Source organism: Roseateles puraquae (assembly GCF_002205845.1).
Lineage (GTDB): Bacteria > Pseudomonadota > Gammaproteobacteria > Burkholderiales > Burkholderiaceae_C > Pelomonas > Pelomonas puraquae.
On record NZ_NISI01000005.1, the window covers coordinates 277,858 to 302,902 of the forward strand.

At 68.0% G+C, this 25,045-nt stretch carries 21 protein-coding genes; 13 read left to right on the plus strand and 8 right to left on the minus strand.

What is annotated here, in order from left to right; genetic code table 11:
- Window positions 1–2 precede the first annotated feature (2 nt).
- Window positions 3–1,214, plus strand: a complete 1,212-nt coding sequence (locus CDO81_RS13810) for a glycoside hydrolase family 27 protein (protein ID WP_206602103.1) — start codon at window positions 3–5, stop codon at window positions 1,212–1,214.
- Here the strand turns inward: CDO81_RS13810 and CDO81_RS13815 are convergent.
- Window positions 1,198–2,079 carry a LysR family transcriptional regulator gene (locus CDO81_RS13815; RefSeq protein WP_088483804.1) on the minus strand — a complete coding sequence of 294 codons (882 nt, stop codon included), beginning with the start codon at window positions 2,077–2,079 and terminating at the stop codon, window positions 1,198–1,200. The genes CDO81_RS13810 and CDO81_RS13815 overlap by 17 nt on opposite strands.
- A gap of 152 nt (window positions 2,080–2,231) precedes the next feature.
- On the opposite strand from CDO81_RS13815, the gene CDO81_RS13820 reads away from it, so the two are divergent.
- Complete coding sequence (locus CDO81_RS13820; RefSeq protein ID WP_088484050.1) at window positions 2,232–3,125, plus strand: DMT family transporter; 894 nt, start codon at window positions 2,232–2,234, stop codon at window positions 3,123–3,125.
- 171 nt (window positions 3,126–3,296) lie between these two features.
- Here CDO81_RS13820 and CDO81_RS13825 read toward each other — a convergent pair whose 3' ends face one another.
- From CDO81_RS13825 to CDO81_RS13835, 3 genes are all read right to left on the minus strand, one after another.
- Window positions 3,297–3,908, minus strand: coding sequence for a hypothetical protein (locus CDO81_RS13825; protein WP_088483805.1), 612 nt, complete (start codon window positions 3,906–3,908; stop codon window positions 3,297–3,299).
- A gap of 199 nt (window positions 3,909–4,107) precedes the next feature.
- Window positions 4,108–6,807, minus strand: a complete 2,700-nt coding sequence (locus tag CDO81_RS13830) for a TonB-dependent receptor (protein WP_158218277.1) — start codon at window positions 6,805–6,807, stop codon at window positions 4,108–4,110.
- Between the two features lie 503 nt (window positions 6,808–7,310).
- Window positions 7,311–8,027, minus strand: coding sequence for an IclR family transcriptional regulator (locus CDO81_RS13835; RefSeq protein WP_088483807.1), 717 nt, complete (start codon window positions 8,025–8,027; stop codon window positions 7,311–7,313).
- A gap of 68 nt (window positions 8,028–8,095) precedes the next feature.
- Here CDO81_RS13835 and CDO81_RS13840 point away from each other — a divergent pair, with 68 nt between their 5' ends.
- The 10 genes from CDO81_RS13840 to urtE all read left to right on the plus strand — a co-directional run bounded on the left by CDO81_RS13840 (window position 8,096) and on the right by urtE (window position 19,565).
- Complete coding sequence (locus CDO81_RS13840; protein ID WP_088483808.1) at window positions 8,096–9,064, plus strand: MBL fold metallo-hydrolase; 969 nt, start codon at window positions 8,096–8,098, stop codon at window positions 9,062–9,064.
- 3 nt (window positions 9,065–9,067) lie between these two features.
- Complete coding sequence (locus tag CDO81_RS13845) at window positions 9,068–10,651, plus strand: FAD-dependent oxidoreductase (protein WP_088483809.1); 1,584 nt, start codon at window positions 9,068–9,070, stop codon at window positions 10,649–10,651.
- A complete protein-coding gene (locus CDO81_RS13850) occupies window positions 10,644–10,853 on the plus strand; it encodes a DUF2783 domain-containing protein (RefSeq protein ID WP_088483810.1) in 210 nt (69 codons plus the stop codon). The genes CDO81_RS13845 and CDO81_RS13850 overlap by 8 nt, the downstream gene beginning before the upstream one ends.
- Complete coding sequence (hmgA, locus tag CDO81_RS13855) at window positions 10,846–12,132, plus strand: homogentisate 1,2-dioxygenase (protein ID WP_088483811.1); 1,287 nt, start codon at window positions 10,846–10,848, stop codon at window positions 12,130–12,132. The genes CDO81_RS13850 and hmgA overlap by 8 nt, the downstream gene beginning before the upstream one ends.
- A 159-nt stretch (window positions 12,133–12,291) precedes the next feature.
- Complete coding sequence (gene fahA, locus CDO81_RS13860) at window positions 12,292–13,521, plus strand: fumarylacetoacetase (protein ID WP_088483812.1); 1,230 nt, start codon at window positions 12,292–12,294, stop codon at window positions 13,519–13,521.
- A gap of 257 nt (window positions 13,522–13,778) precedes the next feature.
- Window positions 13,779–15,032, plus strand: a complete 1,254-nt coding sequence (gene urtA, locus CDO81_RS13865; RefSeq protein ID WP_088483813.1) for an urea ABC transporter substrate-binding protein — start codon at window positions 13,779–13,781, stop codon at window positions 15,030–15,032.
- 174 nt (window positions 15,033–15,206) lie between these two features.
- The gene (gene urtB / locus CDO81_RS13870; RefSeq protein WP_088483814.1) at window positions 15,207–16,748 is read left to right on the plus strand and encodes an urea ABC transporter permease subunit UrtB; all 1,542 of its coding nucleotides are present in this window, start codon (window positions 15,207–15,209) and stop codon (window positions 16,746–16,748) included.
- 121 nt (window positions 16,749–16,869) lie between these two features.
- On the plus strand, window positions 16,870–17,916 hold the full coding sequence (urtC, locus tag CDO81_RS13875) for an urea ABC transporter permease subunit UrtC (RefSeq protein WP_088483815.1): 1,047 nt from the start codon (window positions 16,870–16,872) through the stop codon (window positions 17,914–17,916).
- Window positions 17,913–18,746, plus strand: a complete 834-nt coding sequence (urtD, locus tag CDO81_RS13880) for an urea ABC transporter ATP-binding protein UrtD (protein WP_088483816.1) — start codon at window positions 17,913–17,915, stop codon at window positions 18,744–18,746. Before urtC ends, urtD begins: the two co-directional genes overlap by 4 nt.
- A gap of 126 nt (window positions 18,747–18,872) precedes the next feature.
- The gene (gene urtE, locus CDO81_RS13885; protein WP_088484051.1) at window positions 18,873–19,565 is read left to right on the plus strand and encodes an urea ABC transporter ATP-binding subunit UrtE; all 693 of its coding nucleotides are present in this window, start codon (window positions 18,873–18,875) and stop codon (window positions 19,563–19,565) included.
- Here urtE and egtD read toward each other — a convergent pair.
- The 4 genes from egtD to CDO81_RS13905 all read right to left on the minus strand — a co-directional run bounded on the left by egtD (window position 19,543) and on the right by CDO81_RS13905 (window position 24,469).
- Window positions 19,543–20,517: an L-histidine N(alpha)-methyltransferase gene (gene egtD / locus CDO81_RS13890; RefSeq protein WP_088483817.1), complete on the minus strand. Its 975-nt coding sequence runs from the start codon at window positions 20,515–20,517 to the stop codon at window positions 19,543–19,545. The genes urtE and egtD overlap by 23 nt on opposite strands.
- Window positions 20,514–21,656: an ergothioneine biosynthesis protein EgtB gene (gene egtB, locus CDO81_RS13895; protein ID WP_088483818.1), complete on the minus strand. Its 1,143-nt coding sequence runs from the start codon at window positions 21,654–21,656 to the stop codon at window positions 20,514–20,516. The genes egtD and egtB overlap by 4 nt, the downstream gene beginning before the upstream one ends.
- A gap of 100 nt (window positions 21,657–21,756) precedes the next feature.
- Window positions 21,757–22,143: a VanZ family protein gene (locus CDO81_RS13900; RefSeq protein WP_088483819.1), complete on the minus strand. Its 387-nt coding sequence runs from the start codon at window positions 22,141–22,143 to the stop codon at window positions 21,757–21,759.
- Window positions 22,144–22,165: 22 nt separating this feature from the next.
- Entirely contained in the window at window positions 22,166–24,469 is a 2,304-nt protein-coding gene (locus CDO81_RS13905) for a hypothetical protein (RefSeq protein WP_088483820.1), read from the minus strand.
- 127 nt (window positions 24,470–24,596) lie between these two features.
- On the opposite strand from CDO81_RS13905, the gene CDO81_RS13910 reads away from it, so the two are divergent.
- On the plus strand, window positions 24,597–24,977 hold the full coding sequence (locus CDO81_RS13910) for a hypothetical protein (RefSeq protein ID WP_088483821.1): 381 nt from the start codon (window positions 24,597–24,599) through the stop codon (window positions 24,975–24,977).
- The last annotated feature ends 68 nt before the right edge of the window (window positions 24,978–25,045 follow it).

The following is a 25,045-nucleotide window of genomic DNA, read 5'->3' on the forward strand; positions in this document are numbered from 1 at the left end:
CCATGATGATGCGTCGCCTGGGACCGGCCCTGCTGTGCCTGTCCCTGTTCACTCAAGCCGCCACAGCCCAGACCGTGGGCCACGAGACGCTCAAGCTCGACGCGCCCAAGCCGCTGCTGCTGCCCACGCCGCCGATGGGCTGGAACTCCTGGAACAAGTTCGGCTGCAATGTGTCGGAGACCCTGATCCGTCAGCAGGCCGACGCCATGGTCGCCTCGGGCATGAAGGCAGCGGGCTACACCTACCTCGTCATCGACGACTGCTGGCAGAAGAGCCGCGACGCCGACGGCAACATCCAGCCCGACCCCGAACGTTTCCCGTCGGGCATGAAGGCCCTGGCGGACTACGTGCACAGCAAGGGCCTGAAGTTCGGCCTCTATTCCGACGCCGGGGCGCTCACCTGCGGCGGCCGGCCCGGCAGTGCGGGGCACGAGTTCCAGGACGCCCGGCAGTACGCCAAGTGGGGCGTGGACTGGCTCAAGTACGACTGGTGCTACACCGGCCCGCGAACCCCCGAGGCGGCCTACACCATCATGGCCAAGGCGCTGCGCGCCTCAGGGCGCGACATCGTGCTGTCGATCTGCGAATGGGGCAACAGCCGGCCCGGTCGCTGGGCGCATCCCATCGGCCACCTGTGGCGCACCACGGGCGACATCTGGGACGCCTGGAAGGGCAAGAAGGAATGGTCCCACGGCCTGCTGGACATCATCGACATGAATGCCGACCTGTGGGCCGAGGCCGCCCCCAACGGCTGGAACGACCCCGACATGCTGGAGGTGGGCAACGGCGGCATGACGACGACCGAGTACGAGAGCCACTTTTCGATCTGGGCCATGCTGGCTGCGCCGCTGATCGCGGGCAACGACCTGAGCCGGATGGACGCGGACACCCGCCGCATCCTGACCAACGCCGAAGTCATCCGCGTCGACCAGGACCCGCTGGGCCGGCAAGGCCGGCGCGTGTGGCGCCAGGGCGACCTGGAGGTCTGGGTGCGCACGCTGGCCGACGGTGAGCGCGCGGCGGTGCTGTTCAACCGCGGCGAGGCGCCTGCCGACATCAAGGTGACGTGGGCCCAGCTCGACCTCGCCCCGCACCTGAAGGCGCAGGTGCACGACCTGTGGTCGGGCCGCAAGACACGCGGCGTGAGTGGCGAGTACGGCGGCCGGGTGGCGCCGCACGGGGTCATCATGGTCCGGGTCACGCCCGCGTCTTGACGGGGCCGGGCACCGGCTGGCGCAGGGTCTGCACCAGCATGCGCTGCAGGCTGTCCACCGCTGCATTGCCCTTGGACGCGGGGCTGCGGTAGACGGCCACTTCCATCGGCGCGAGCGGGCCTAGGCCGTGTTCCGCCCCCAGGCGTTGCAGGTGCGGCGGCAGGCTGCACTGGGTAAGCACCGCGACCGCCAGGCCACTCTCCACGGCCGCAATCTGCCCGGCCAGGCTGGAGCTGTTGTAGACGATGCGATACGGCCGCCCCTGCAGGGCCAGCGAGTTCAGCGCACTGCGCCGCCCGGGGCTGGCCGGCTCGTAGACCGCGACCGGCAGCGGGTGGCGCCGCCAGACGTCGAACTGGGGCGAGCCCGCCCACACCATGGGCTCGTGGAAGAGCAGGGTGCCGCGGCGGGCGTTGTCACGGGAGACCAGGGCCAGATCCAGCTCGCCCCGCGCCACCCGGGGGATGAGAGACGTGGACTGTTCGCAGTCGAGTTGGATCTCGACGCCGCCGTGCCGCGGGGCAAAGCGCTTGAGCACGGGCGTGAGGTAGCGGCTGGCGTAGTCGTCCGGCACGCCCAGGCGCACCAGGCCGGTGACCTCGTCCTCTTGCAGTGCCGCCTGCGCTTCGGCCTGCAGGTCGAGCATGCGGCGGGCGTAGCCGAGCAGTGTCTGGCCCTCGTGCGTGAGCTCGAAACGCCGTGCGCCACGCACCAGCAAGGCGTGGCCGACGGTGGCCTCCAGCTTCTTGAGTTGCATGCTGACGGCGGATTGCGAACGGTGGATGTCGGCAGCCGCGCTGGACAGCGAGCCGGCATCCACAGCGGCAACGAAGCACTTGAGCCAATCGATCTGCAGGTCTCGCATGCTTTCGAGAAACGAATGGATAGTGGGCGAATTGTGCGCTTTTCGGATGCGAGCTTGCGCGGCACATTGGCCGCATGGATGCCCTGAAGCTTGTTGCCCCGCCGCTGGCCAGCCCTTTGACGCCCGTGTCTGCGCCTGCCGCCCCAGCGCCGATGGATGCACGCGCCTTCGGCGTGATGCTCTGCCTGTGCACGCTCTGGGGGTTGCAGCAGGTGTCACTGAAGGCCGTGTCGACCCAGGCCAGCCCGATGTTGATGATCGCGTGGCGCTCGCTGCTGGCACTTGCTCTGCTCGGAGCGGTCATGCGCTGGCAGGGCCATCGACTGCAGCGTGCGAACTGGCCTGCCGGCGCGCTGGTCGGCCTGCTGTTCGGGCTGGAGTTCCTGTGGGTGGCCCAGGCGCTGCAACGCACGCAAGCGGCGCATGTGGTGGTGTTTCTGTACACCTCGCCGCTGTTCACGGCACTCGGCCTGCATCTGCTGAAACCCGCGGAACGCCTGAGGCCGCGCGCCTGGTTGGGGCTGGGGCTGGCCTTTGCGGGGCTGGTGCTGGCCTTCCTGGGCGGCGCGCGCGGGGCGGCGGGCGCGCAGCAGGCGCTGCTGGGTGATGGGTTGGCGCTGCTGGCAGGCCTGGCCATGGGAGCGACCACCGTCGCCATTCGCTGCAGTCGGCTCAGCGCCGCACCGGCGACCGAGACGCTGTGCTACCAGTTGATGGGGGCCGTGGTGTTGCTGCTGCCGGCGGCCGCCCTGACGGGCCAATCGCAATGGGCTGCCACGCCGACAGTCTGGGCCCATCTGGCCTTCCAGGGCGTGGTGGTGTCGTTCGCCAGCTTCCTGGCGTGGTTCTGGCTGCTGCGGCGTTACCTGGCGTCGCGCCTGGGGGCCTTTTCTTTCCTGACGCCCCTCTTCGGCGTGGTGCTGGGCGCACTGCTGCTCGACGAGAAGCTGACGCCGAACTTCCTGGCCGGCAGCGCCCTGGTGCTGCTGGGCGTGGCGGCGGCGAACTGGCCGGCGGCTCAGCCGGGCAGCAGGTCGCGTGCGTAGTGCGTGGGCGGGCGAAGTCAGGCCCGTTTGGCCGCTTTGATTTCGTGCCGTCAAGATGAGGACATGACGAGGCGGGTTCGCCATCGCCGATGCCAAGTGAGATTCTTGAAGGCGAGCCACATGCCTGCGCGGGTGACTCGCCCAAGTCAATTGATCAGGTGATCTGGTGGCTTACCAGTCCTTCATGCCTTGACAGTTCGGAACGTTCAGGGTCACGTAGGACCATGAACCGTAGACGCCATTGGTTGTTTCCTGCGCCTGCAGCCGGTACACGAAGCGCCCGCCAGGGGGCGAGATGGAGTACTGAAGCACGGGCGAATCAGCGGTGAACGTGCCGACGGGCTGGAAGGCGCCGCCGTTGACGCTTCGTTCCACGAAGTAGAGCTTGTTCTGGTAGCGGCTCCAGTTGAGCTTGCCAGTTGCTCGTTGCGAGATGCAGCCCAGGTATGTGTGCTCCATTCTGTAGAAGGGCTGAGCGGGTACGCGTTTGCAGACGTTCCGCACACTGGCCTCGGATGTGTAGAACGGCACCTGCGCTCGGCAGGACGCACCATTGCCGCCGTTGAGGATCACGCTTGATTCAGTCGTCTTCTCGACGAAGAGGGACAGCGGGTAGTTGATGCCGTTGACCGAGGCAGTGCAGTAAGCGGTACCTTGGTAGTAAAGGATGGTGACCTGTTCTTGGGTGCACTGATCCTGGAAGTCGTCGCCCTCTTCAGGGAGGGCGAAGCTTGAGGTGCAAACGCTGAGCATTGCGCCGAGAAGAAGCGAAATCCTGTACATCAAAACGCCAGTTGCTAATGGAGTTAGCAGTGTAGATATTCGGTTCGATGAATATAGGTGCAGCTTGAGGTGAATATGGCCGCTGGATGCGTCCGTACCCGATTCAGGCTGGGTGATTTGATGGCGCGAAAAAAAAGGCCGCCCGGCGGATGCCGGGCGGCCCTCTGTGCTTGGAGCGGGTGATGGGCCCGCTGCAGGCTTAGAACGAGTAGGTGCCGCGCACGTAGTAGGTGCGGCCCGCTGCGTTGGCGTAGCGCGAGTCCCAGCCACCGGACTGGAACAGGTCGGCCTGGTTGGTGAACGGCGGATCGCGGTCGAACAGGTTGCGCACGCCCAGCACCAGCGAGGTGCCCTTCATCGGGGTCCAGCTGCCGTACAGGTCGGTCGTGGTGAAGGCCGACACGCGGTTCGTCGGCACGAAGTCGGTGTAGCCCGACTTGTAGTGCACGGCCGTGCCCAGCGCGAATGCGTTGTAGGCCCAGTTCACCGTCAGGTTGTGCTGCCACTTGAACACCGGGCCAGAGCCGACGTAGACGCCCACGTTCTGGTTCCAGGGGCCACCTTGGTAGTCCTGGTACTCGTACTTGTTGACGAAGGTGCTGTTCAGCGCGAAGTCGAACTGACCGACGTTGGAGCGCAGGCGGTACTGGGCGCTCAGGTCGACACCGTTGGTGTTCGTGCCGCCCAGGTTCTGGTTCAGGCGCTCGACGTAGCCGCACTTCGGGCCGGGGCAGTTGCTGGTGATGGACAGCAGGTTGCCGGGTTGCGCGAAGTGGAAGTACTGCTGGAACTGCTGGTAGTTCGCGAACAGCGTCGACTCCGGCAGGGCCGCGATCGAGTTGGTGATCTTGATCGCCCACAGGTCGATGCCCAGGCTCATGTCGGCCATCGGCTCGAACACGGCACCCAGCGTGTAGCCCTTGGACTTCTCGGGCTTCAGGTTGGTGTTGCCGCCCGTCAGGACCTGGAACTGCGTGTTGCAGTTCGCGCCAGCGGAGGCGCCTGCGATCGGCGTGCCGCCCGGGCAGTTGATCGGGTTGTTCACGTTGCCGGCCGTGTTGGTGTAGGCCTGCGAGCCATACAGTTCGAACAGGGTCGGGGCGCGGAAGCCGGTGGAGGCAGAGCCGCGGAACAGGACTTCCTTGCTGGGCTGGAAGCGGAACGACAGCTTCGGGTTGGTCGTGTTGCCGAAGTCGCTGTACTTGTCATAGCGCAGCGAGCCGGTCACTTCCAGCGTCTTGAGCACCGGCACGTTGATTTCGGTGTACAGCGCCGACACATTGCGCGTGCCCTTGGCGACGAATTCCGGGTCCAGGCCCGTCGAGGCCGAGACCAGCTTGGCGAAGTCCTTGTTGGCGTGCGAGTCGAAGTCTTCGTGACGGCGTTCCGCGCCGATGGCGATCTGGGCCGGACGGCCGGCACCCAGCCAGTCGGACAGCTCGCGGCTGGCCGTGGCCTTGAAGATGTTGACCTTGCCGGTGGCCGTTTGCAGCAGGCCGTTCAGGGCGGCCTTCTGCAGCAGCGCGGTGCCGGCTTCGCTTTGGGCGCCGAACGGGTTGATGACGCCTTCCAGCAGGCCTTCACCGATCATGTCGCCGTCGCCGTAGCCGCCGATCAGGTTCTGGTCGACGGTGTTCTTGTTGGCGGAGAACTTGACCGAGTAATCCCAGTTGGCGGCGTTGCCGTCGGCCGACAGGACGATGCGGCTTTGCTTGTTGTCGTTGCGCTGAGCGCGCGAGCCGTTCGGGAAGTCACGCCAGAAGACGTAGACGAAGCCCTGCTGCACGTTCACCGGGTTGGCGAAGGCGCTGGAGGGGCTGAAGGCGGGGGCGCCTGCCGTGCCGTCGTCGAAGGTCGGATCGACGTTCGTCTTCGGGAAGTAGGGGTTGGGCTGACCATTGGGCATGGTCGGGTTCATCAGGTAACCGCCGTAGGGCACCGGTGCGATGCGCGTCGTGACCTTGTTCTGGGTCATGAAGGCTTCGGCGCTCAGTTCGAGCGAGTCGTTCACGCGCAGCGTGCCCTTGAGCATGCCGGATGCAGTCTGCGACTTCGGTGCGAAGTCGACGAAGTTCGGCGTGACGATCTTGCACTGCGTGCCGCCGGCCACGGGGATCAGCGACGTGCCCGTGCAGGTCGGGGCCGCCGGGTTGTACAGGGTGCTGAAGTCCTGCGTGTAGTTGGCCGGGTCGGTGCTGTTGGACAGGCCGCCGACGATGCGCTTGTTGAACTCGCGCTGGTCGCCTGCGATCGCGTCTTCCTTGCGGGCGCTCACGAAGCCGAGCACGTTGAAGCCCTGGCTGGACAAGTCGCCGAAGCCGAAGCCCACGTTGGCGCTGGTGGCGCGGCCACCCCCGTGCTGGGGCGAGTCGTAGCCCACGGTCACGGTGGCACCGTTGTAGCTCTTCTTCGTGATGAAGTTGATGACGCCGCCGATGGCATCCGTGCCGTACAGGGCCGACGCACCGTCACGCAGCACTTCGATGCGATCGATGGCGGCGAACGGGATCATGTTCAGGTCGGGCGCCGAGCCGTCGACCGCATTGTTGGCGATGCGCTCACCGTTCAGCAGCACGAGCGTCTTGTCCGCGCCGATGCCCCGCAGGTCGGCGAAGGAGGCGCCACCCGAACCCGAACCGATCGACTGAGCCGCGTTCGTCGAGGTCTGCACGCTCGTCAGGTTGGCCATGATCTGCTCGACCGACGTGACGCCGGAATTGCGCAGGTCCGTCATCTTGATGACGGTGACCGGCACTGCCGTCTCGGCGTCGATGCGCTTGATCGCGGAGCCGGTGACGGTCACGCGTTCAATCTGCTGCGGCTCGGCCTGCTGGGCCCAAGCGCTGAAGCCACCGACGGCCAGAAGGACCGCGGTGGCGATTTTGGTTTGTTGATGCATCACTGCTCCAGAAAGGGGTGGCAAGCGGGTGTTTGCCATAGGGCACAGCCAGAAATTTGTCCGCCCGGTTGGGCGTTGGCTGGCGCGGATTCTGGGAGTCCGTGCGGAAAATGACAGATTCGGGAAAACCCCTAAAACCCGGGATAACCCATGCCATAAGTCATGGCGACGTTGCGCAAGTGCTTGTCGAAAAACAGCTTTTCGGAAGTCAAGCCTTGTTGGAAACTCGCCCCGTGCTGCGCATTGCCAACAGGCAATCGCACTTTACATTTCTTGACGGCCTGGCAATTTATGTATCAGTCGCGTCGATCATTTAATTGCAGATTGGCTATTTTTGATCGCTCCGCCTGCTGTTTGGCCAATAAATTGGCATTATTGAAATGACTCGGCCCGGCAGTTTGAAGGGGATTTGCGGCGCGCAAATTAAGTTTGCTCGGGCCGTTGAAAAACTGGCTGTCGCGAGGCTGTCAGGCCCGGCAAACCCCGGGTCAACCCGGGGCCGGTCAGCGGCCGAGGCGGCGGGAAAGGTCGCGGGAGGCCTCGCGCAACTGGCTGGCCGGCCCGCCGGTGGGCGTGGTATCGAAGCTCGCGCTGGGGCCGATGGCCGTCAGCGACATCACCAGTCGCCCCGAAGCCTCGAACACCGGCGCGGCGACGGCGCTGACGCCGGCAATCACCCCGTCGCGTGAGGTCGCGAGGCCCTGGGCCTGGACCTCGGCCAGCGTGGCGGCGTCGGGCAGGGGCTCGCCGAGGTGGGCCGCCTCCTCGGGGCGCCAGGCCGCGAACAGCCGGCCGGAGGCGGTGCCGGCCAGGCTCATGACCGTGCCGTGGCGCATGCTGATGTGCACCGGCGTCGGCCCTTCGGCCACCCGCACGATGGTCGGGCCGCGGGTGCCCCAGACGGCGATGGCCACGGTGTGGCCGATGGCCAGGGCCAGGGTCTCGATCACCGGTGTGGCCAGCCGCACCGGGTCGTACTGCTGCAGGCTGATGAGGCCGAGCTGCATGGCCAGCGGTCCGAGCCCGTAGAGCCCGTCCTGCGCAACCAAGCCCAGCTTGATGAAGCTCACCAGATAGGGGTGGGCCTTGGCAGGCGTCATGCCGGCCTCCCGGGCCAGATCCTTCAGCGCCATCGGGCGACCGTGATGGGCGAGCGCCAGCAGCAGTTGGCCGCCGACTTCAATGCTCTGGATGCCTCGCGGGCCTTTGGAGTCGTCCATGGTCAAAATTCTATATTGGTGAATTCGTTCGTAATAGGCTAAATTTCGGGCGCCAAAGGAGACAACGCATGAGCACCAAGGCCTTCGCCTCGCAAGCTGACCTGGAAGAAAAGAAGGTCACCTTCGAACGCCTGTCCGAGCACGCCTGGGCCTACACCGCCGAGGGTGACCCCAACACCGGCATCGTCATCGGCCGGGACGCTGCGATGGTGATCGACACCCAGGCCACGCCGGTGATGGCGGCGGATGTGATCCGTCGCATCCGTGAGGTGTCGCAGGTGCCCATCAAGTACGTGCTGCTCAGCCACTACCACGCGGTGCGGGTGCTGGGGGCCAGCGCTTTCAAGGCCGAGGGCCTGGAGCAGGTCATTGCCAGCGAGGCCACGCTGGCCCTCATCCGCGAGCGCGGCGAGCAGGACAAGGCGAGCGAGATTGGCCGCTTCCCGCGGTTGTTCCGCAATGTCGAGTCGGTGCCGCCGGGCTTGACCTGGCCCACGCTCACCTTCAATGGCCGCCTGACGCTGGACCTCGGTGGCGTGACGGTCGAGATGTTCTCTCCCGGCCGCGGCCACACGGCAGGCGACACGGTGGCCTGGCTGCCCGGCGAGCGGGTGCTCTTCAGCGGCGACCTGGTCGAGTTCGATGCCACGCCCTACTGCGGCGATGCGCACTTCGCTGACTGGCCGGCCACGCTGGACGCCATCGCCCGGCTCGATGCTGCCGCCCTGGTGCCCGGCCGCGGCCCGGCGCTGAAGGGGGCCGAGCAGGTGGCCGCCGGGCTCGCCGGGACCCGCGCCTTCGTCAGCGAGCTGTACGCCGCGGTGCAGGCCGGCGTGCGGGCCGGCGAGGAGCTCAAGGCCGTGTACCAGCGCACCATCGCCGCCTTGCGGCCGAAGTACGGGCACTGGGTCATCTTCGATCACTGCATGCCCTTCGACGTGACCCGCGCCTATGACGAAGCCGGCGGCTTGAGCCATCCGCGCATCTGGACGGCCGAGCGCGACGTCCAGATGTGGAAGGCCTTGGAAGGCGCCTGAGCCATGGACCTGCCACGCTACGGCTACCACCAAAGCCTGGAGCAGCGCTCCGGCCAGCCGCAGCGCCGCCCGGTCGTCATCATCGGCGCCGGGCCGGTCGGCCTGACGCTGGCCCTGGACCTGGCGAAGCGCGATGTGCCGGTGGTGGTGCTGGACGACAACGACCACATCGGCAGTGGCTCGCGCGCGGTGTGCTGGGCCAAGAAAACGCTGGAGGTGTTCGACCGCCTCGGCGTGGGCGAGGCCGTGGCCCGCGACGGCGTGCGTTGGCAGTGCGGGCGCGTCTTCCACGGCGAGCGCGAGGCCTATCGCTTCGACCTGCTGCCCGAAGACGGGCACAAGATGCCTGCCATGGTCAACCTGCAGCAGGACCAGGTCGAGGCCCGGCTGGTGCGTGCCGTGCAACTGGACAACCGCGTCGAGCTGCGCGGCCGACATGAGCTGATCGGCCTGGAGCCGGGCGTCACCGGGGTCACCCTCAATGTGCGCACCCCCGACGGCATCTTCGACATGCGGGCCGACTGGGTGGTGGCCTGCGACGGCGCGCGCAGCCCCACGCGCTCGCTGCTGGGCCTGGGCTTTGCGGGGCAGGTGTTCGAAGACCGCTTCCTGATCGCCGACGTGACGCTCGCGCCCGGCGCCCGCCCGCGCGGGCTGGACCCGGAGCGGCCGGAGCGCTGGTTCTGGTTCGACCCGCCGTTCCATCGCGGGCAGTCGGTGCTGCTGCATGCGCAGGCCGGCGGGCTCTGGCGCATTGATTTCCAGTTGGGGCGCGATGCCGATGTGGAGGCCGAGAAGCAGCCTGAGCGCATCCGGGCGCGCGTGAGCGCCATGCTCGACGGCGCGCCCTTCGAGCTGGCCTGGTCGTCCATCTACCAGTTCGCCTGCCGGCGCGCCGAGCGCTTTCGCGTTGGGCGGGTGCTGCTGGCGGGCGACGCGGCGCACCAGGTCTCACCCTTCGGCGCGCGTGGGGCCAACAGCGGCGTGCAGGACGCCGACAACCTGGGCTGGAAGCTGGCCGCGGTCATCAAGGGCGAGGGGGGCGAGGGGCTGCTGGACGCTTATGAGTTCGAGCGCATGGAGGCAGCTGACGACAACATCGGCCACTCCACCCGAGCGACCGACTTCATCAGCCCCAAGAGCGCGCTCAGCCGGCGGTTGCGTCGTGCGGCGCTGGATCTCGCGCCGCATGCGGACTTCGCCAAGGCCCTGGTCAACAGCGGCCGGCTGTCGATGCCGACTGAGCATGTCGACTCGCCGCTCAGCACGCCCGATGAAGAGGCGTGGGCGAGCGGTGCCGGTCCCGGCTGCCCCGCGCCGGACGCGCCGCTGGCAGACGGTGGTTGGCTCAGCGAGGCGATGGCCGGGCGCTTCACGCTGCTGGCCTTCGGATGGCCGGCGGCGGTGGACGGTCTGCCGGTGGTGACGCTGCCCGGTGAAGGCCTGGCGGCGCGGCGCTACGGCGCTCGGCCCGGCAGCGTGGTGCTGGTGCGGCCGGATGCGGTTGTGGCGGCGCGTTGGCATCGCTTCGATGCCGAGGCGGTGCAGCGGGCCTGGGCTCGGGCGCTCGGGAGGCCGAATGGATAAATTGAACCTGACCCCAAATTTCGGAGCGGAGGCGGATGCCTTCTATGCCGAGCTGATTGCGGCCCAGGCCGGCCTCGGGGACGAGGCGGCGGTGGATTGGCTGGCGCGGCTGGCGCTCATTCTTTGCAACCACATCGGCGACCGCGAGCTGCTGCGGCAGGCCTTCGCGCTCGCGCATCAGGCGCAGAACCCCCATGACTGAACTGACCTATCTCGCCGGCTTCGGCAACCAGCACCAGAGCGAGGCCGTGCCCGGCGCGCTGCCCATTGGCCGCAACAGCCCGCAGCGTGCGCCGCACGGGCTGTATGCCGAGCTGCTGTCGGGCAGCGCCTTCACCGCGCCGCGCGCCGACAACCACCGCACCTGGCTCTACCGCCGACAGCCCTCCGTGGTCTGTGGTGGCTATGAGGCTTTGCCGCATGCGGGCTGGAAGAGCGGTGCCGCCCAGGGCGAAGCCGCGCCGCCTGACCCGCTGCGCTGGGGGCCCACGCCGCTCGCGGGTGAGGGCGATTTCATCGACGGCCTGCGCAGCTACGCCGTCAACGGCGAGCCGGGTGTGGGCGGCATGACGGCGCTGGCCTTCGTGGCCACACGGCCCATGGGGCGGCGGGCGCTGGTCAATGCCGATGGCGAGATGCTGATCGTGCCGCAGCAGGGCCGCCTGCTCATCACCACCGAACTCGGTCGGCTCCAGGTCGCGCCCGGCTCGATCGCGCTGCTGCCGCGCGGCATGGCCTTCAAGGTCGACCCGCTGGATGCACCTGCTCGCGGCTATGTGTGCGAGAACCTCGGCGCGTCCTTCCGCCTGCCGGAGCTCGGCCCCATCGGCTCCAACGGCCTGGCCAATGCGCGCGACTTCGAGGCACCCGTCGCCTGGCATGAGACCGACGCTGGCCTTTACGAGATCGTCAAGCGCCACGGTGGCCAGCTCTGGCGCGCAGTGCAGCCGCACAGTCCCTTCAACGTCGTGGCCTGGCACGGCAACCTCGCGCCCTACCGCTACGACACGGCGCGCTTCATGACGATCAACACCGTCAGCTTCGACCACCCCGACCCGAGCATCTTCACGGTGCTCACCAGCCCGAGCGACACACCCGGTTGGGCCAACGTCGACTTCGTCATCTTCCCGCCGCGCTGGATGGTGGCCGAGGACACCTTCCGCCCGCCCTGGTACCACCGCAACGTGATGAGCGAATTCATGGGCCTGGTGCTGGGTCAGTACGACGCCAAGCCCGAGGGCTTCAAGCCCGGCGGCGCCAGCCTGCACAACAGCTATGTGCCCCATGGCCCCGACGAGGAGGCCTTCGACAAGGCCAGCCACGCCGAGCTCAAGCCCCACAAGCTCGACGCCACGCTGGCCTTCATGTTCGAGACCCGCTGGCCCCTCAAGCCCACGGCCTGGGCGCTGGGTGAGGCGCCACTTGAGAAAACCTACTCGGCCTGTTGGCAAGGCTTGGCTGACCAGTTCCGGCCTGGCTGACTGCACAGTCCTTGAAATACGCCACAGAGTCACAGAGGCACGGAGAGGCTCGTCGTCGGGCATCGACGCGCGGCCGGTCGTGATCGAGTCAGCCGTGGATGAGGCGCTTGGTCTCTGTGCGTCTGTGGCCCTATCTGATCCCACCGCGCGACCCTCACCATGATCGACCACACACACGACCCTGCCGCCCTGTCCTGGGTGGCCTCGGCCAACGACCCGGCCACCGACTTCCCGCTGCAGAACCTGCCGTTCTGCCGCTTCCGCTGCGCCGGCACGCTGGAGCCCTGGCGCGTCGGCGTGGGCATCGGCGACCAGATCCTGGACCTGTCCGCCTGGGGCATCGACGACCTCAACGCGCTGATGGCCCGCCCGAGCATCGAGCGCCGCGCGTTGCGGCACCGGCTGTTCGACACCTTGAAAGCCGGCGCCCCTGAGGTGCCGCTGGTGCCGCAGGCCCAGGCCGAGTTCACGCGGCCCTGCCGCATCGGCGACTACACCGACTTCTACACCGGCATCCATCACGCCCGCGCGGTGGGGCGCCTCTTCCGGCCCGACAACCCGCTGCTGCCCAACTATCAGTGGGTGCCCATCGGCTACCACGGTCGCAGCAGCTCCATCGTGGTCAGCGGCACGCCGCTGCGCCGGCCCAAGGGCCAGGTCAAGCCGCCGGATGCCGAGGTGCCGGTGTTCAAGCCCAGCGCGCGCATCGACTGCGAGCTGGAACTGGGCCTGTTCGTCGGCCCTGGCAATGCGCTCGGCGAGCCCTTCTCCATCGACGAGGCGGACGAGCACGCCTTCGGCCTGACGCTGCTCAACGACTGGTCGGCCCGCGACATCCAGCCCTGGGAGTACCAGCCGCTCGGCCCCTTCCTGGCCAAGAACTTCGGCACGACGATCTCGCCCTGGATCGTCACGATGGAGGCGCTGGCACCGTTCCGCATCCCCTTCACGCGGCCCGCGGAAGATCCGCAGCCCTTGCCCTACCTCGATTCGCCCGCCCACCGGGCGAACGCCGCGTTCGACATCGCGCTGGAAGTCTGGCTCAAGACGCCCGCCATGGCCGAGCCGGCCTGCATCTCGCAGTCCAACCTGCGCCATGCCTACTGGAGCCTGGCCCAGATGCTGACGCACCACGCCAGCAATGGCTGCAACCTGCAGCCCGGCGACCTGCTGGGCACCGGCACCATCAGTGGTCCGGCCCCGGAGGAGGCCGGCTCCTTGCTTGAACTGACGGCAGGCGGCAAGCTGCCGCTGACGCTGCCCAATGGCGAGCAGCGCACCTTCCTGCAGGACGGCGACCAACTCGGCCTGCGCGCTTATGCCGAGAAACCGGGTTTCAGGCGCATCGGCTTCGGGGCCTGCGACGGGGTGATCCTGCCGGCGACCTGAGCCGCCGGCGGGCAGCCGGGCGCCGCCAGGTGAATCAATCCGGGGCATGGGGGCCCGTTTGCGTGCGAGGCCTGAGCCCTACAGGGCGCTCGCGGTGCGGTGCGCACCGCATCGGGGCTGTAACTCGCCACAACCGTGCGGTGCGCGGGGGCGAGACCGGGTTTTGACCGGGTGTGACGAACTGCACAGGCTGGCACGGCGCTTGCGCTGATGCCTCTCGGCTACTTCAACCTCACATCCAACCCGGAGGATTCACGATGCTTCGCCGTTCCGCTCTCGCCCTGGCCGTGGGTGCCAGCCTCTTCGCTCCCGCCGCTTTCGCGGCCGACACCATCAAGGTCGGCGTGCTGCACTCGCTGTCGGGCACCATGGCCATCTCGGAAACCGTGCTCAAGGACACGGTGCTGATGGCGATCGATGAGATCAATGCCAAGGGCGGCCTGCTCGGCAAGAAGCTCGAGCCGGTGGTCGTGGACCCGGCCTCCAACTGGCCGCTGTTCGCCGAGAAGGCCAAGCAGCTCATCTCGCAGGACAAGGTCGCCGTGGTGTTTGGCTGCTGGACGTCGGTGAGCCGCAAGTCGGTGCTGCCGGTGTTCGAGCAGACCAACTCCCTGCTGTTCTACCCCGTGCAGTACGAAGGCGAAGAGCTCAGCAAGAACGTGTTCTACACCGGCGCTGCGCCCAACCAGCAGGCGATTCCGGCGGTCGAGTACCTGATGAGCAAGGACGGCGGCAGTGCCAAGCGCTTCGTGCTGCTGGGCACCGACTACGTGTACCCGCGCACCACCAACAAGATCCTGCGCGCCTTCCTGAAGAGCAAGGGCATCCCCGAGTCCGACATCATGGAGGACTACACGCCCTTCGGCCATGCCGACTATCAGAGCATCATCGCCAAGATCAAGAAGTTCTCGTCCGAGGGCAAGAAGACGGCCGTCATCTCCACCATCAACGGTGACTCGAACGTGCCCTTCTACAAGGAGCTCGGCAACCAGGGCCTGAAGGCGACCGACGTGCCGGTCGTGGCCTTCTCGGTGGGTGAGGAAGAACTGCGCGGCGTGGACACCAAGCCGCTGCAGGGCCACCTCGCGGCCTGGAACTACTTCATGTCGATCAAGTCGCCGGCCAACGACGACTTCATCAAGAAGTGGAGCGCCTACGCCAAGGCCAAGAACATCGCCGGCCACAAGGACAAGCCGCTGACCAACGACCCGATGGAAGCCACCTACATCGGCATCAACATGTGGGCCCAGGCGGTCAAGAAGGCAGGCAGCACCGACACCGACAAGGTCATCGCCGCCATGGCCGGCCAGACCTTCACCGCGCCGTCGGGCATCACGTCCAAGATGGACGAGAAGAACCACCACCTGCACAAGTCGGTGTTCATCGGCGAAGTGAAGGCCGACGGCCAGTTCAACGTGGTGTGGAAGACCCCCGGTCCGGTCAAGGCCCAGCCGTGGAGCCCCTACATCCCCGAGAACAAGGGCAAGAAGGACGAACCCGAAAAGAAGTAAGCCGGGGTCCCGGGCCAGTGCGGCCGCAAGTCGCGGCACTGGTCTCTTGCGAACTTGCGCGAACACAGCCACAGAGGCACAGAGGCTCAGAGAAGCGGGGCTCGTTGATCGGCCGCTCTGTGCTTCCCCTGTGTCTCCGTGCCTCTGTGGTCGTCTTCATCTCCCGTGGTCCTCATGACTCTGATTCGATGGCTTTTGTGCCTTGGCCTGCTGGCTGTCTTGCCGGCCTGGGCCCTGCCACCTGAACTCGCCACTCGCATCGCCACCGGCGAAGGCGATGACCGCGTCGCTGCCCTGCAGCAGGCACTGGCCGCTGGCGATGCGTCGCTCGGGCCCTTCCTGCGTGCGTTGCAGGATGGCCGCGTGCGCATCCAGGGCGGCCGGGCGATCGTCATCGCCGAGGGCGCCTTTGCGCCGGCCGATGCCGAAGAGCCGATGCTGAACAACCGCATGCGGCGCGAGATCGAGTCGGCCTTGGCGGGCCTGGATCTGCTGTCCAGCGATCGCGAGGTTCGCGCCAAGGCGCTGGCGACATTGCGCGACGACGCCGATGCGGCCAAGCTGCCGTTGTTCGAGAAGGCACTGGCCGCCGAGAGCGATGCCGGCCTGCGTGCCCAGCTCAATGCGCTGGTGGCCGGTGCCAAGCTGTCGTCGACCGACGCCACGCAGCGGCGCATCGCCGCCACCGAACTCGCCGGCTGCGCCGACCCCGCCACCCGGGCGCTGCTGCTCGAGAAACTCGCCGCCGAGACCGACCCGGCGGCCAAGAGCGCCATGCAAAAGGCCGTGGCCGACATTGGCGATCGTCTCGCCTGGGGCGAGCGCGCGCAGCTGCTGTTCTCGGGCCTGAGCCTGGGCTCGGTGCTGCTGCTCGTGGCGCTTGGCCTGGCCGTCACCTACGGCCTGATGGGCGTCATCAACATGGCGCATGGCGAGCTGCTGATGGTGGGCGCCTACGCCACCTACAGCGTGCAGCAGGCGTTCCGCGCCTGGGCACCGGGCGCCTTTGACTACTACCTCTGGGTGGCGCTGCCGGCGAGCTTCCTGGCTGCAGCGCTGGTGGGCGCGGCCATGGAGCGCAGCGTCATCCGCTGGCTGTACGGCCGGCCGCTCGAGACGCTGCTGGCCACCTGGGGCATTTCACTCGTGCTGATGCAGGCGGTGCGCAGCCTCTTCGGGGCACAGAACGTGGCGGTGGAGAACCCGGCGTGGCTGTCCGGTGGCTGGGCGCTGCTCCCCAACCTGACACTGCCCTACAACCGCCTGGCCATCCTCGGCTTCGCGGCCGTCGTGCTCATCGGCATGGCGCTGCTGCTGTCGCGCACCCGGCTCGGCCTGATGGTGCGCGGCGTGACCCAGAACCGTCGCATGGCCGCCTGCGTGGGCGTCAATACCGCGCGGGTCGATACCCTGGCCTTTGCGCTGGGCTCAGGCATTGCCGGCCTGTCGGGCTGCGCCCTGAGCCAGATCGGCAACGTCGGGCCGGACCTGGGCCAGAGCTACATCGTGGATGCCTTCATGGTGGTGGTGCTCGGTGGCGTCGGCCAGCTCGCCGGCACCGTCTACGCCGGTCTGGGTCTGGGCGTGCTGTCCAAGTTGCTCGAAGGCTGGCAGGGCGCGGTGCTCGCCAAGATCGCGCTGCTGATGCTGCTCGTGCTCGTCATCCAGAAGAAGCCGCAAGGCCTTTTCGCCCTGAAAGGCAGGGCCGTGGAATGAAGCCCATCAAAACCAGGCCACAGAGGCACAGAGACACAGAGAGCATGTCTTTCGCTCGTTGCGCCGGCGCAGCCTCTCTGTGCCTCCGTGTCTCTGTGGCTGTGTTCAAGGAGCGGCTGGCATGAAGCGACTGTTCCTCATCACGACCGCGCTTGGGATGCTGCTCGTGCCCTTGCTGCACCTCGCCTTCCCGGCCGGACACCCGCTGCACTTGAGCGAGTTCTACGTCGGCCTGCTGGGCAAGTTCCTGTGCTTTGCCATTTGTGCCCTGGCCTTGGACCTCATCTGGGGTTTCGGCGGCATCCTGTCGCTGGGCCATGGGCTCTTCTTTGCCTTGGGTGGCTATGGCATGGGCATGTACCTCATGCGCCAGATCGGGCGCGACGGCCAGTACCAGTCCGACCTGCCCGATTTCATGGTCTTCCTGAACTGGAAGGAGCTGCCCTGGCACTGGGCGTTGAGCGACTCGCTCATCGGCCAGCTCTTCCTGGCGCTGGCGGTGCCGGCGCTGCTGGCGGCGGTGTTCGGCTACTTCGCCTTCCGCTCGCGCATCCAGGGCGTGTACTTTTCGATCATCACGCAGGCGCTCACGGTGGCGGCCATGCTGCTCTTCTTCCGCAACGAGACGGGATTCGGCGGCAACAACGGCTTCACCGACTTCAAGCGCATTGCCGGCATGCCGCTGACCACGCCGGGCATGAAGGTCGGCCTGTGCGTGGCCAGCGGTGCGGCGCTGATCGGTTGCTACCTCGTGGCGCGGGCGCTGACCCAAAGCCGCTGGGGTCGCATCCTGCAAGCCATTCGTGATGCCGAAGGGCGGGTGCGCTTCCTGGGCTACGACCCGGTGGCGTTCAAGCTGAGCGCCTACGTCATCTCCGCGGTGATGTGCGCGCTGGCCGGCATCCTTTATGTGCCGCAGGTGGGCATCATCAACCCCAGCGAGATGAGCCCGGCGGCCAGCATCGAGATGGCCATCTGGGCTGCGGTCGGCGGGCGCGGGACGCTGCTCGGGCCGGTGCTCGGCGCCTTCTTCGTGAACGGTACCAAGTCGGTGTTCACGGTCTGGTGGCCGGAGGGCTGGCTTTACGTGCTGGGCGCCCTCTTCATTGCCGTGACGCTGTTCCTGCCGGCAGGTCTGGTGGGGCTGGTGCGGAGGTTCAAGTCATGACCCCGGAACTGCTGGAAGCCGGCGTCGAGACCCGCTCTCGCGCCATCACCCGCATCGCCACGGCGGGCGAGCCCATCTTCAACCAGGGCGTGGCCCTGTATGTGGAAGACCTCAAGGTCGCCTTCGACGGCTTCCAGGCCCTGGGCGGCCTGAGCTTCACGGTCGGCGTGGGCGAACTGCGCTGCGTCATCGGCCCGAATGGCGCCGGCAAGACCACGACCATGGACTGCATCACCGGCAAGACGCGGCCCGACAGCGGCCGCATCTTCTTCGGCAGCAACCTCGACCTGCGCACGATGAACGAAGCCGCCATCGCCCGCGCGGGCATCGGCCGCAAGTTCCAGAAGCCCACCGTCTTCGAGGCCCTGACCGTGGCCGAGAACCTGGAGCTGGCGCTGGCCGGCGACCGCCGGGCGCGCTTCGCGATGCGGGCCCGGCTCACCGGCGAGCAGCACGACCGCCTGAACGAGCTGTTGCACACCGTGCACCTGTCCGAGGAGCGCCACCGCGTGGCCGGGCTGCTCAGCCACGGGCAGAAGCAGTGGCTGGAGATCGGCATGCTGCTCGCGCAGGACCCGAAGCTGCTGCTGCTGGACGAGCCCGTGGCCGGCATGACCGACGAGGAGACCGAGCGCACGGCCGAGCTCTTCCTGAGCCTGGAAGGCAAGCACAGCCTGGTGGTGGTGGAACACGACATGAGCTTCGTGGCGACGCTCGCGTCCACCCACCGCACGGTCACCGTGCTGCACGAGGGCAAGACGCTGGCCGAGGGCACCATGGCGGCGGTCCAGTCCGACGAAAAAGTCATCGAGGTCTACCTTGGCCGATGAAGGCAAAACACGGCCACAGAGACACAGAGCCACAGAGAGGCTCGGTCCTTTCGTGGTGGAGCGGCGCTCTGTGTGCTTCGGTGTCTCTATGGCTGTCTTCCTGAGATCCGCGCAATGACCCAACCGATCCTCCAGGTCCAGGACCTGCACCAGCACTACGGCGGCTCCCACATCCTGCGGGGCCTCACGTTCGACCTGCAGCCGGGCGAGATCACTGTCGTGCTTGGCCGCAATGGCGTCGGCAAGACCACGCTGCTCAAGAGCCTGATGGGCGTGGTGCCCACCACCTCGGGCCAGATCACGCTGGCCGGGGAATCACTCGGCAAGCTGCGTACCCACCAGCGCGTGCGCGCGGGGCTCGGCTATGTGCCGCAGGGGCGCGAGATCTTTGGTCGCCTCTCGGTCATCGAGAACCTGCAGATGGGCCTGGCCAGCCAGCCGGCCGGCACGCCGCTGCCGGTGGAGCTGTTCGAGCTCTTCCCCGTGCTCGCCAAGATGCGCTCCCGCCGCGGCGGCGACCTGTCCGGCGGCCAACAGCAGCAGCTCGCCATCGCGCGCGCGCTCGCCCCGGGCCCCAAGGTGCTGCTGCTCGACGAGCCCACCGAGGGCATCCAGCCCAACGTCATCCAGGACATCGGCCGCGTCATCAAGCACCTGGCCCACGACAAGGGCCTGTCGGTGGTGCTGGTGGAGCAGTTCTACGACTTTGCCGAGGAACTGGCCGATCAATACCTGCTGATGCAACGCGGCGAGATCGTCATGCGCGGCCGTGGTACGGACATGAAGTCCGATGGCGTCAGGGAACGCTTGGCGATCTGAGCCACAGCAGCGCAAACCACCCGTTCGCATCCGTCCACACCGTGCCGGGCTCGAACCCCGCGCGCGCCGCCATCGCCTGAAAGCCCGCCACCGTGTACTTGTGGGAGTGCTCGGTGTGCAGCGTCTCGCCTTCGTGGAAGTCGTAGTGCTGGCCGTCGAGCTGCAGGCTCAGTGGGCGCGTCGCGCGCAGGTGCATCTCGATGCGACGGTAGGCGGGGTTGTAGAACGCGAGGTGCTCGAAGCCGTCGTCCGGGAACTCCGCGCCGAGCTCGCGGCGAGCCCGTTCCAGCACGTTCAGGTTGAAGGCCGCCGTCACGCCGGCCGTGTCGTTGTAGGCCGCATGCAGCACGCTTGCCTCCTTGACCAGGTCGATGCCGATCAACAGGCCGCCACCCGCCAGCTCGCCGGCGGCCAAGCGCAGGAAGGCGTCCGCCTCGGCCGGCGTGAAGTTGCCGATGCTGGAGCCCGGAAAGAAGCCCACCCGTCGCGCGCCCGCCGGGCAGGGCGGCAGGCTGTGCGGGCGGGTGAAGTCGGCCACCAGCGGCTGGATGTCCAGCCCGGGCATGTCGGCCGCCAGGCCGTCGCAAGCGCCCAGCAGGTGAGGGCCGGAGATGTCCACCGGCACGAACTGCACGCTGTCGCGCGGCATGGCGCCCAGCAGCAGGCGCACCTTGCGCAACGCACCGGCGCCGTACTCCACCAACTGCACGCGGTGGCCCATCTGGGCGGCCATGTCGCGCGCATGGCGCTGCAGCAGGGCCAGCTCGGTGTGCGTGGGGTAGTACTCGGGCAGCTCACAGATCTGCTCGAACAGCCGGGAGCCGGCCTCGTCGTAGAAATACTTGGGCGAGATGGCCTTGGGTGTGCGCGCCAGGGCGGCATGCAGGTCGGCGGCGAACTGCGCCGCTTCAGCATCGGCACGCGGTGCGCGCCATTCGATTCCGGGTTTCATCGTGCGAGCCTCAATCCACTGAACTGCCAGCGCGCCGCCGGCGGGAAGAAATTGCGATAGCTCGGCCGCGCATGGCCGCTCGGCGTGGCGAGGCTGCCGCCGCGCAGCACCTGCTGGCCGACCATGAACTTGCCGTTGTATTCGCCCACTGCGCCGGCGGCCGGCTTGAAGCCGGGGTAGGGCGCGTAGCTGGAGCGGGTCCATTGCCAGCCTTGGTCGTCGACCTGGGCAAAACCTTGCAGCGCGCAGGCGGCTTCCCACTCGAACTCGGTGGGCAGCCGGGCGCCGGCCCATTCGGCATAGGCACAGGCCTCGTAGAAGCTCAGTTGCGTCACGGGCGCCTGCGGGTCCAGAGGCTGCGCGCCGTGCAGGCCGAACACCCGGCCGTCGTCCAGCCAGTACAGGGGCCGCTGCCAGCCCTGGGCCTGCACCAGGGCCCAGCCGTCGGACAGCCACAGCAGTGGCTCGCGGTAGCCGCCAGCGTCTATGAAGTCGGCGTACTCACCGCAAGTGACCAGCCGGTTGCTGATCTCGAACGGCGCCAGCAGCACGGCATGCCGGGGGCCTTCGTTGTCGAAGGCGAAGCCGGCCCCCGCGTGGCCGACCTCGATGATGCCGCCGCCATGCGCGAGCCACGCCTGTGGCGGCGGCAGGACCGGGGCTGCTGTGGCGTCTCGGTAGGCCGGCAGCAGCGGGTTGCACGAGAAGGCATGCAGGATGTCGGTCAGCAGCAGCTCCTGGTGCTGTTGCTCGTGGTGGCAGCCGAGTTCGATCAGGGCCTCAGCCTCGGGGGGAGCAACGGGCAGCAGGTCCGCGAGCGCCGCGTCCACATGCGCGCGGTAGGCCTTGACCTCGGCCAGCGACGGACGGCTCAGCAGGCCGCGTTGCGGCCGTGCGTGGCGCGGGCCAAGGCTTTCGTAGTAGGAATTGAAGAGCCGCGCCCAGCGTTCGTCGAACACCCGGTAGCCGCTCAGGAAGGGCGTCAGCACCAGGGTCTCGAAGAACCAGGTGGTGTGGGCCAGGTGCCACTTGGCGGGGCTCGCGTCCGGCATGGACTGCAGCTGCGCGTCTTCATCGGACAGCGGGGCCGCCAGGGCGAGCGAATGGGCGCGGGTGGTGCGCAGCAGTTCGGAGAGCATGGGCCCACCGTACCGCAAACTGCTGCCAACGGTGTGTCAGCGAAGGACGACAAGCACGGCGGCCATCCCTAGGAGATCCCAGGAGGTGGCCCTGCGCGGGTCATTTCGGCACGTCGGCCACTTTCGTCAGCGGCCAGGCCAGCAGCAGGCCCAGCGCGATGCCCAGGCCGTCGGCGAACACATCCTCGACATCGGCGCTGCGCGGCGGCAGGAAGCTCTGCGCCACTTCGATGCCGCAGCCATAGGCCAGCAACACGGCCACCAGCAGCGGCCAGCGGCGAGGCTGCGGCCACAGCGCCCGCACGCTGGTGAACGCCAGGCTGCCGAAGGCCAGCAGGTGGTTGGATTTGTCCCAGCCGGTGCTCAGTGCCTCCGGCGGTGCGGGGACCAGCGCCAGCCAGGTGATGGCGAGGTAGAGCCCCACCAGCAGCAGCCGCCAGAGCCCGCGCTGCGCGGGCGCCAGGGCGAAGTGGATCAATCGGAGCATGGCGGGGTGACGGGCCAACGGTTCACTTCATCTGCAGCAGCCAGTTCCTGGCCTGGCGCAGCTGCTGCGACAGCTGGATGGCGGACGGGGCGTTGGCGCCTTCGGGGCTGGGCCACTTTTCCAGCAGCGCGGCGTCGATCTGCTCCCGCGAGGCGCTGTTGAGCATCCAGTTCATCGAGGGCGGGCGCTGGCCGGGCATCAAGGGCAGGCGCAGCTCCGCCACCTGGCCACAGCCACCCACGCGCTTGATGAGGTCGACCATGGCGTCCCGGCCGCGGGCATCGTTGCTGTTCAGGATGCCCTGGGCGGGCGCGACGACCTCATTGAGCCCCATGTGCGTGGCGCGGTAGCGGCGGCCGTCCAGCGGCAGCGCGTCGGCCGAGGTGGGAGCGTCGCGGCAGAGCCAGTCCTCCACCTTGGACGGCGAATTGACCAGCAGCAGCAGCCGCACGCGGGCCCGGTCGAGGATGCCTTGGGCCGCGCAGTCGTCCTCGGGTTTGCAGGCCTTGAGCCGGCCGCTGGCCTCCAGGTCCCGCAGCAGGTCGGTCAGCGCGAGTGTGGCGCTGGATTCCACGTAGCCGCCGTCGCCCAGGCGGTCCCATACGGGGCCGACATCGTCATGCTCGGCATCCCGGTGAGGCTCCTGGAACACCACCGCCGCGGCCGGGCTGATGTAGGGGAAGCGGGCGCTGTTGTGCACGGCCTGGGCCAGGGTGAGGCGGTCGACCTCCAGGCCGAGGGTGGGGTCGACCAGGTCGATGCCGTCCGCGGTCGGCATCAGGAAATCCGCCTGATAGACCCGCTGGCCGCGCGAGAGCGCGCTGGTGTTCAAGGCCAGCAGCGGCAGCCATCCTGCCTTGCCGGCGCGCGCGTGCAGGGCGGTGAAGGCTTCGCTCCAAGGGTTGGGTTCGGGTTGCTCGCCCGGCGGGCATTGGCTGGCCAGGGCGCGTGGCCAGTCGCGGGTCCAGACCTCTTCCAGGGCCAGCGATCGGTCAGCGCCCGCGAATGCCACCGGCAGGAAGCGTTGGGCGAAGTCCGGATACAGCAGATAGCCGACCGGCGTGGCGAGGTGGTCGCGGCCGGTGAAATCGCGCACCAGGTTCCAGGGCGTGCAGGTGGCAGCATTCGCCGCCTGACGGCGGGCATCCAGTGCCGCCACGAAGGTGGCCGCGCCCAGCGCGCCGCCCGAGGTGCCGCTGATGGCGAACACCGAGTCGGCGAAGTTCACGCCTTGCTGCTCGCCCACCGCCTGCAGATGCGCCAGCGAGGCGCTGCCCCAATAGGCAGCGCGCGAGGCGCCGCCGGTCACGGCCACCAGCACGAGGGGTCGCTTGCCGTCCGCACCCACGGTCCGCATCCATTGCTGCAGCCAGGCGTCGGTCGGTTTGCGGGAGCCCACGGGGGCCACCGCGCTGCGCTCGGGATCGGCCACCCGGTGGTTGTCATTGAGGGGCGAGAAGGCGACGAACAGCAGCAGGGGCAGCGGGGTGAGCGGGATGCGGATGAGGGCCTTGGGGACGTAGGTCAGCAGGATGCCGCCGAAGACCGTCCAGCTGCCCATCGCGAGCAGCACCAACGCGGGTGCGCCCAGCGCCCGGGCCGTGGCCTCAGGCCAGGCCAGCAGCGCGGCGAAGATGCTCCACTGCAGCAGCAGCACCGCCACCACCAGCGCGCGCGACGGCGTGCTCATGCGGTCCTCGCGGGCCATCGCGGCCAGGGCATCGCGGCGCGCGTCCAGGCACAGCAGGCGTGCCAGCCAGCTCTCGTTGCCGAGCTTCAGCAGCCAGGCGCGGCGCTTGCAGACGAAGAGCATCAGCGCGGCGGTGACGCCCAGCAGCACGACGCCAATCAGCCGTTCACGTGACTGCATCAGGAAGAACGCCGCAATCGGCAGCCCACCGCCCGCCACCAGCGCGCGCGGCAGCCAGCGGCGCAGCCCCTCGGCGAAGCGCGGGCGCACGCACTCGCCCAGGGTGTCAGGCTTGAACCGCCGGTCCAGCAGCAGCCGGGCGGTGTACCAGGACAGCAGCAGCCACAGCCCGAAGGCCAGCACCAGCACGGCCGTCTGCACGCTGCCAACCTCCAGCGCGAGCAGCGTTTCTCGCGCCTGGTCGACCTTCAGCAGCACGATCACCCCGGCCAGCACCACGCCGACCGGGAAGGCGCACAGCCCCAGGACCCGCAGCAGGTACAGCACCCACGGCACATCACCCTCCGGGCGCGGCGGGCCTTCGGGTGGGCGGCCGGGCTCGGGCGGCACGGGCGGCGGTGAGAACCGGGGCGGCGGCGCAGGATCGTGGGGCGGGTAGACGACCGGAATCAGCATGGGCCGCACTCTAGCCGTGGCCCGTGATGCAGCCCATGCGCGCAAGCCCTCCTGGGAAACCCTTGGCGCGGTGTGCAGTGCCGGTGACGCCCGTACAGTTACAGATCACAAATCAGGCAGGAGGACCATGGACAACGCACAACTGATGCCTCTGCTGGGAGGCGCGCTCATCGGGATCGGGCTGGGCGCGGGGGCGGTGTACTTCTGGCTGTCGTCGCAGCTCAAGCAGGAGCGCCAGCGGCTGAACCATGTCGAGCAGGCGCGCCAGCAGTCCGGCCAGCAGGTGACGCAGGCGCGCAAGCAGATCGAGCAGTTGCAGCGCGAGAACCATGAGCTGCGCCTGGCCGTGCGCCCGGCGCCGCGCCCTGCGCCGGCTCCGGTGGTCGAGCCCGCCGTCGATGCGGCCGAGGCGGCGCGCCTGTATGCCGAGTCCAAGATGCAGCCGCCCGCGCCCAAGCCAGCGCCGCGCGCCTTCAAGGACACCGAAGTCCTCAAGCGCGACGAGTAGCCTCGCGTCTCCTTGTCACTGCCGGGACAAGACCCCGACAAAGCCGCTGCCTAGAATCGAACGGTCGT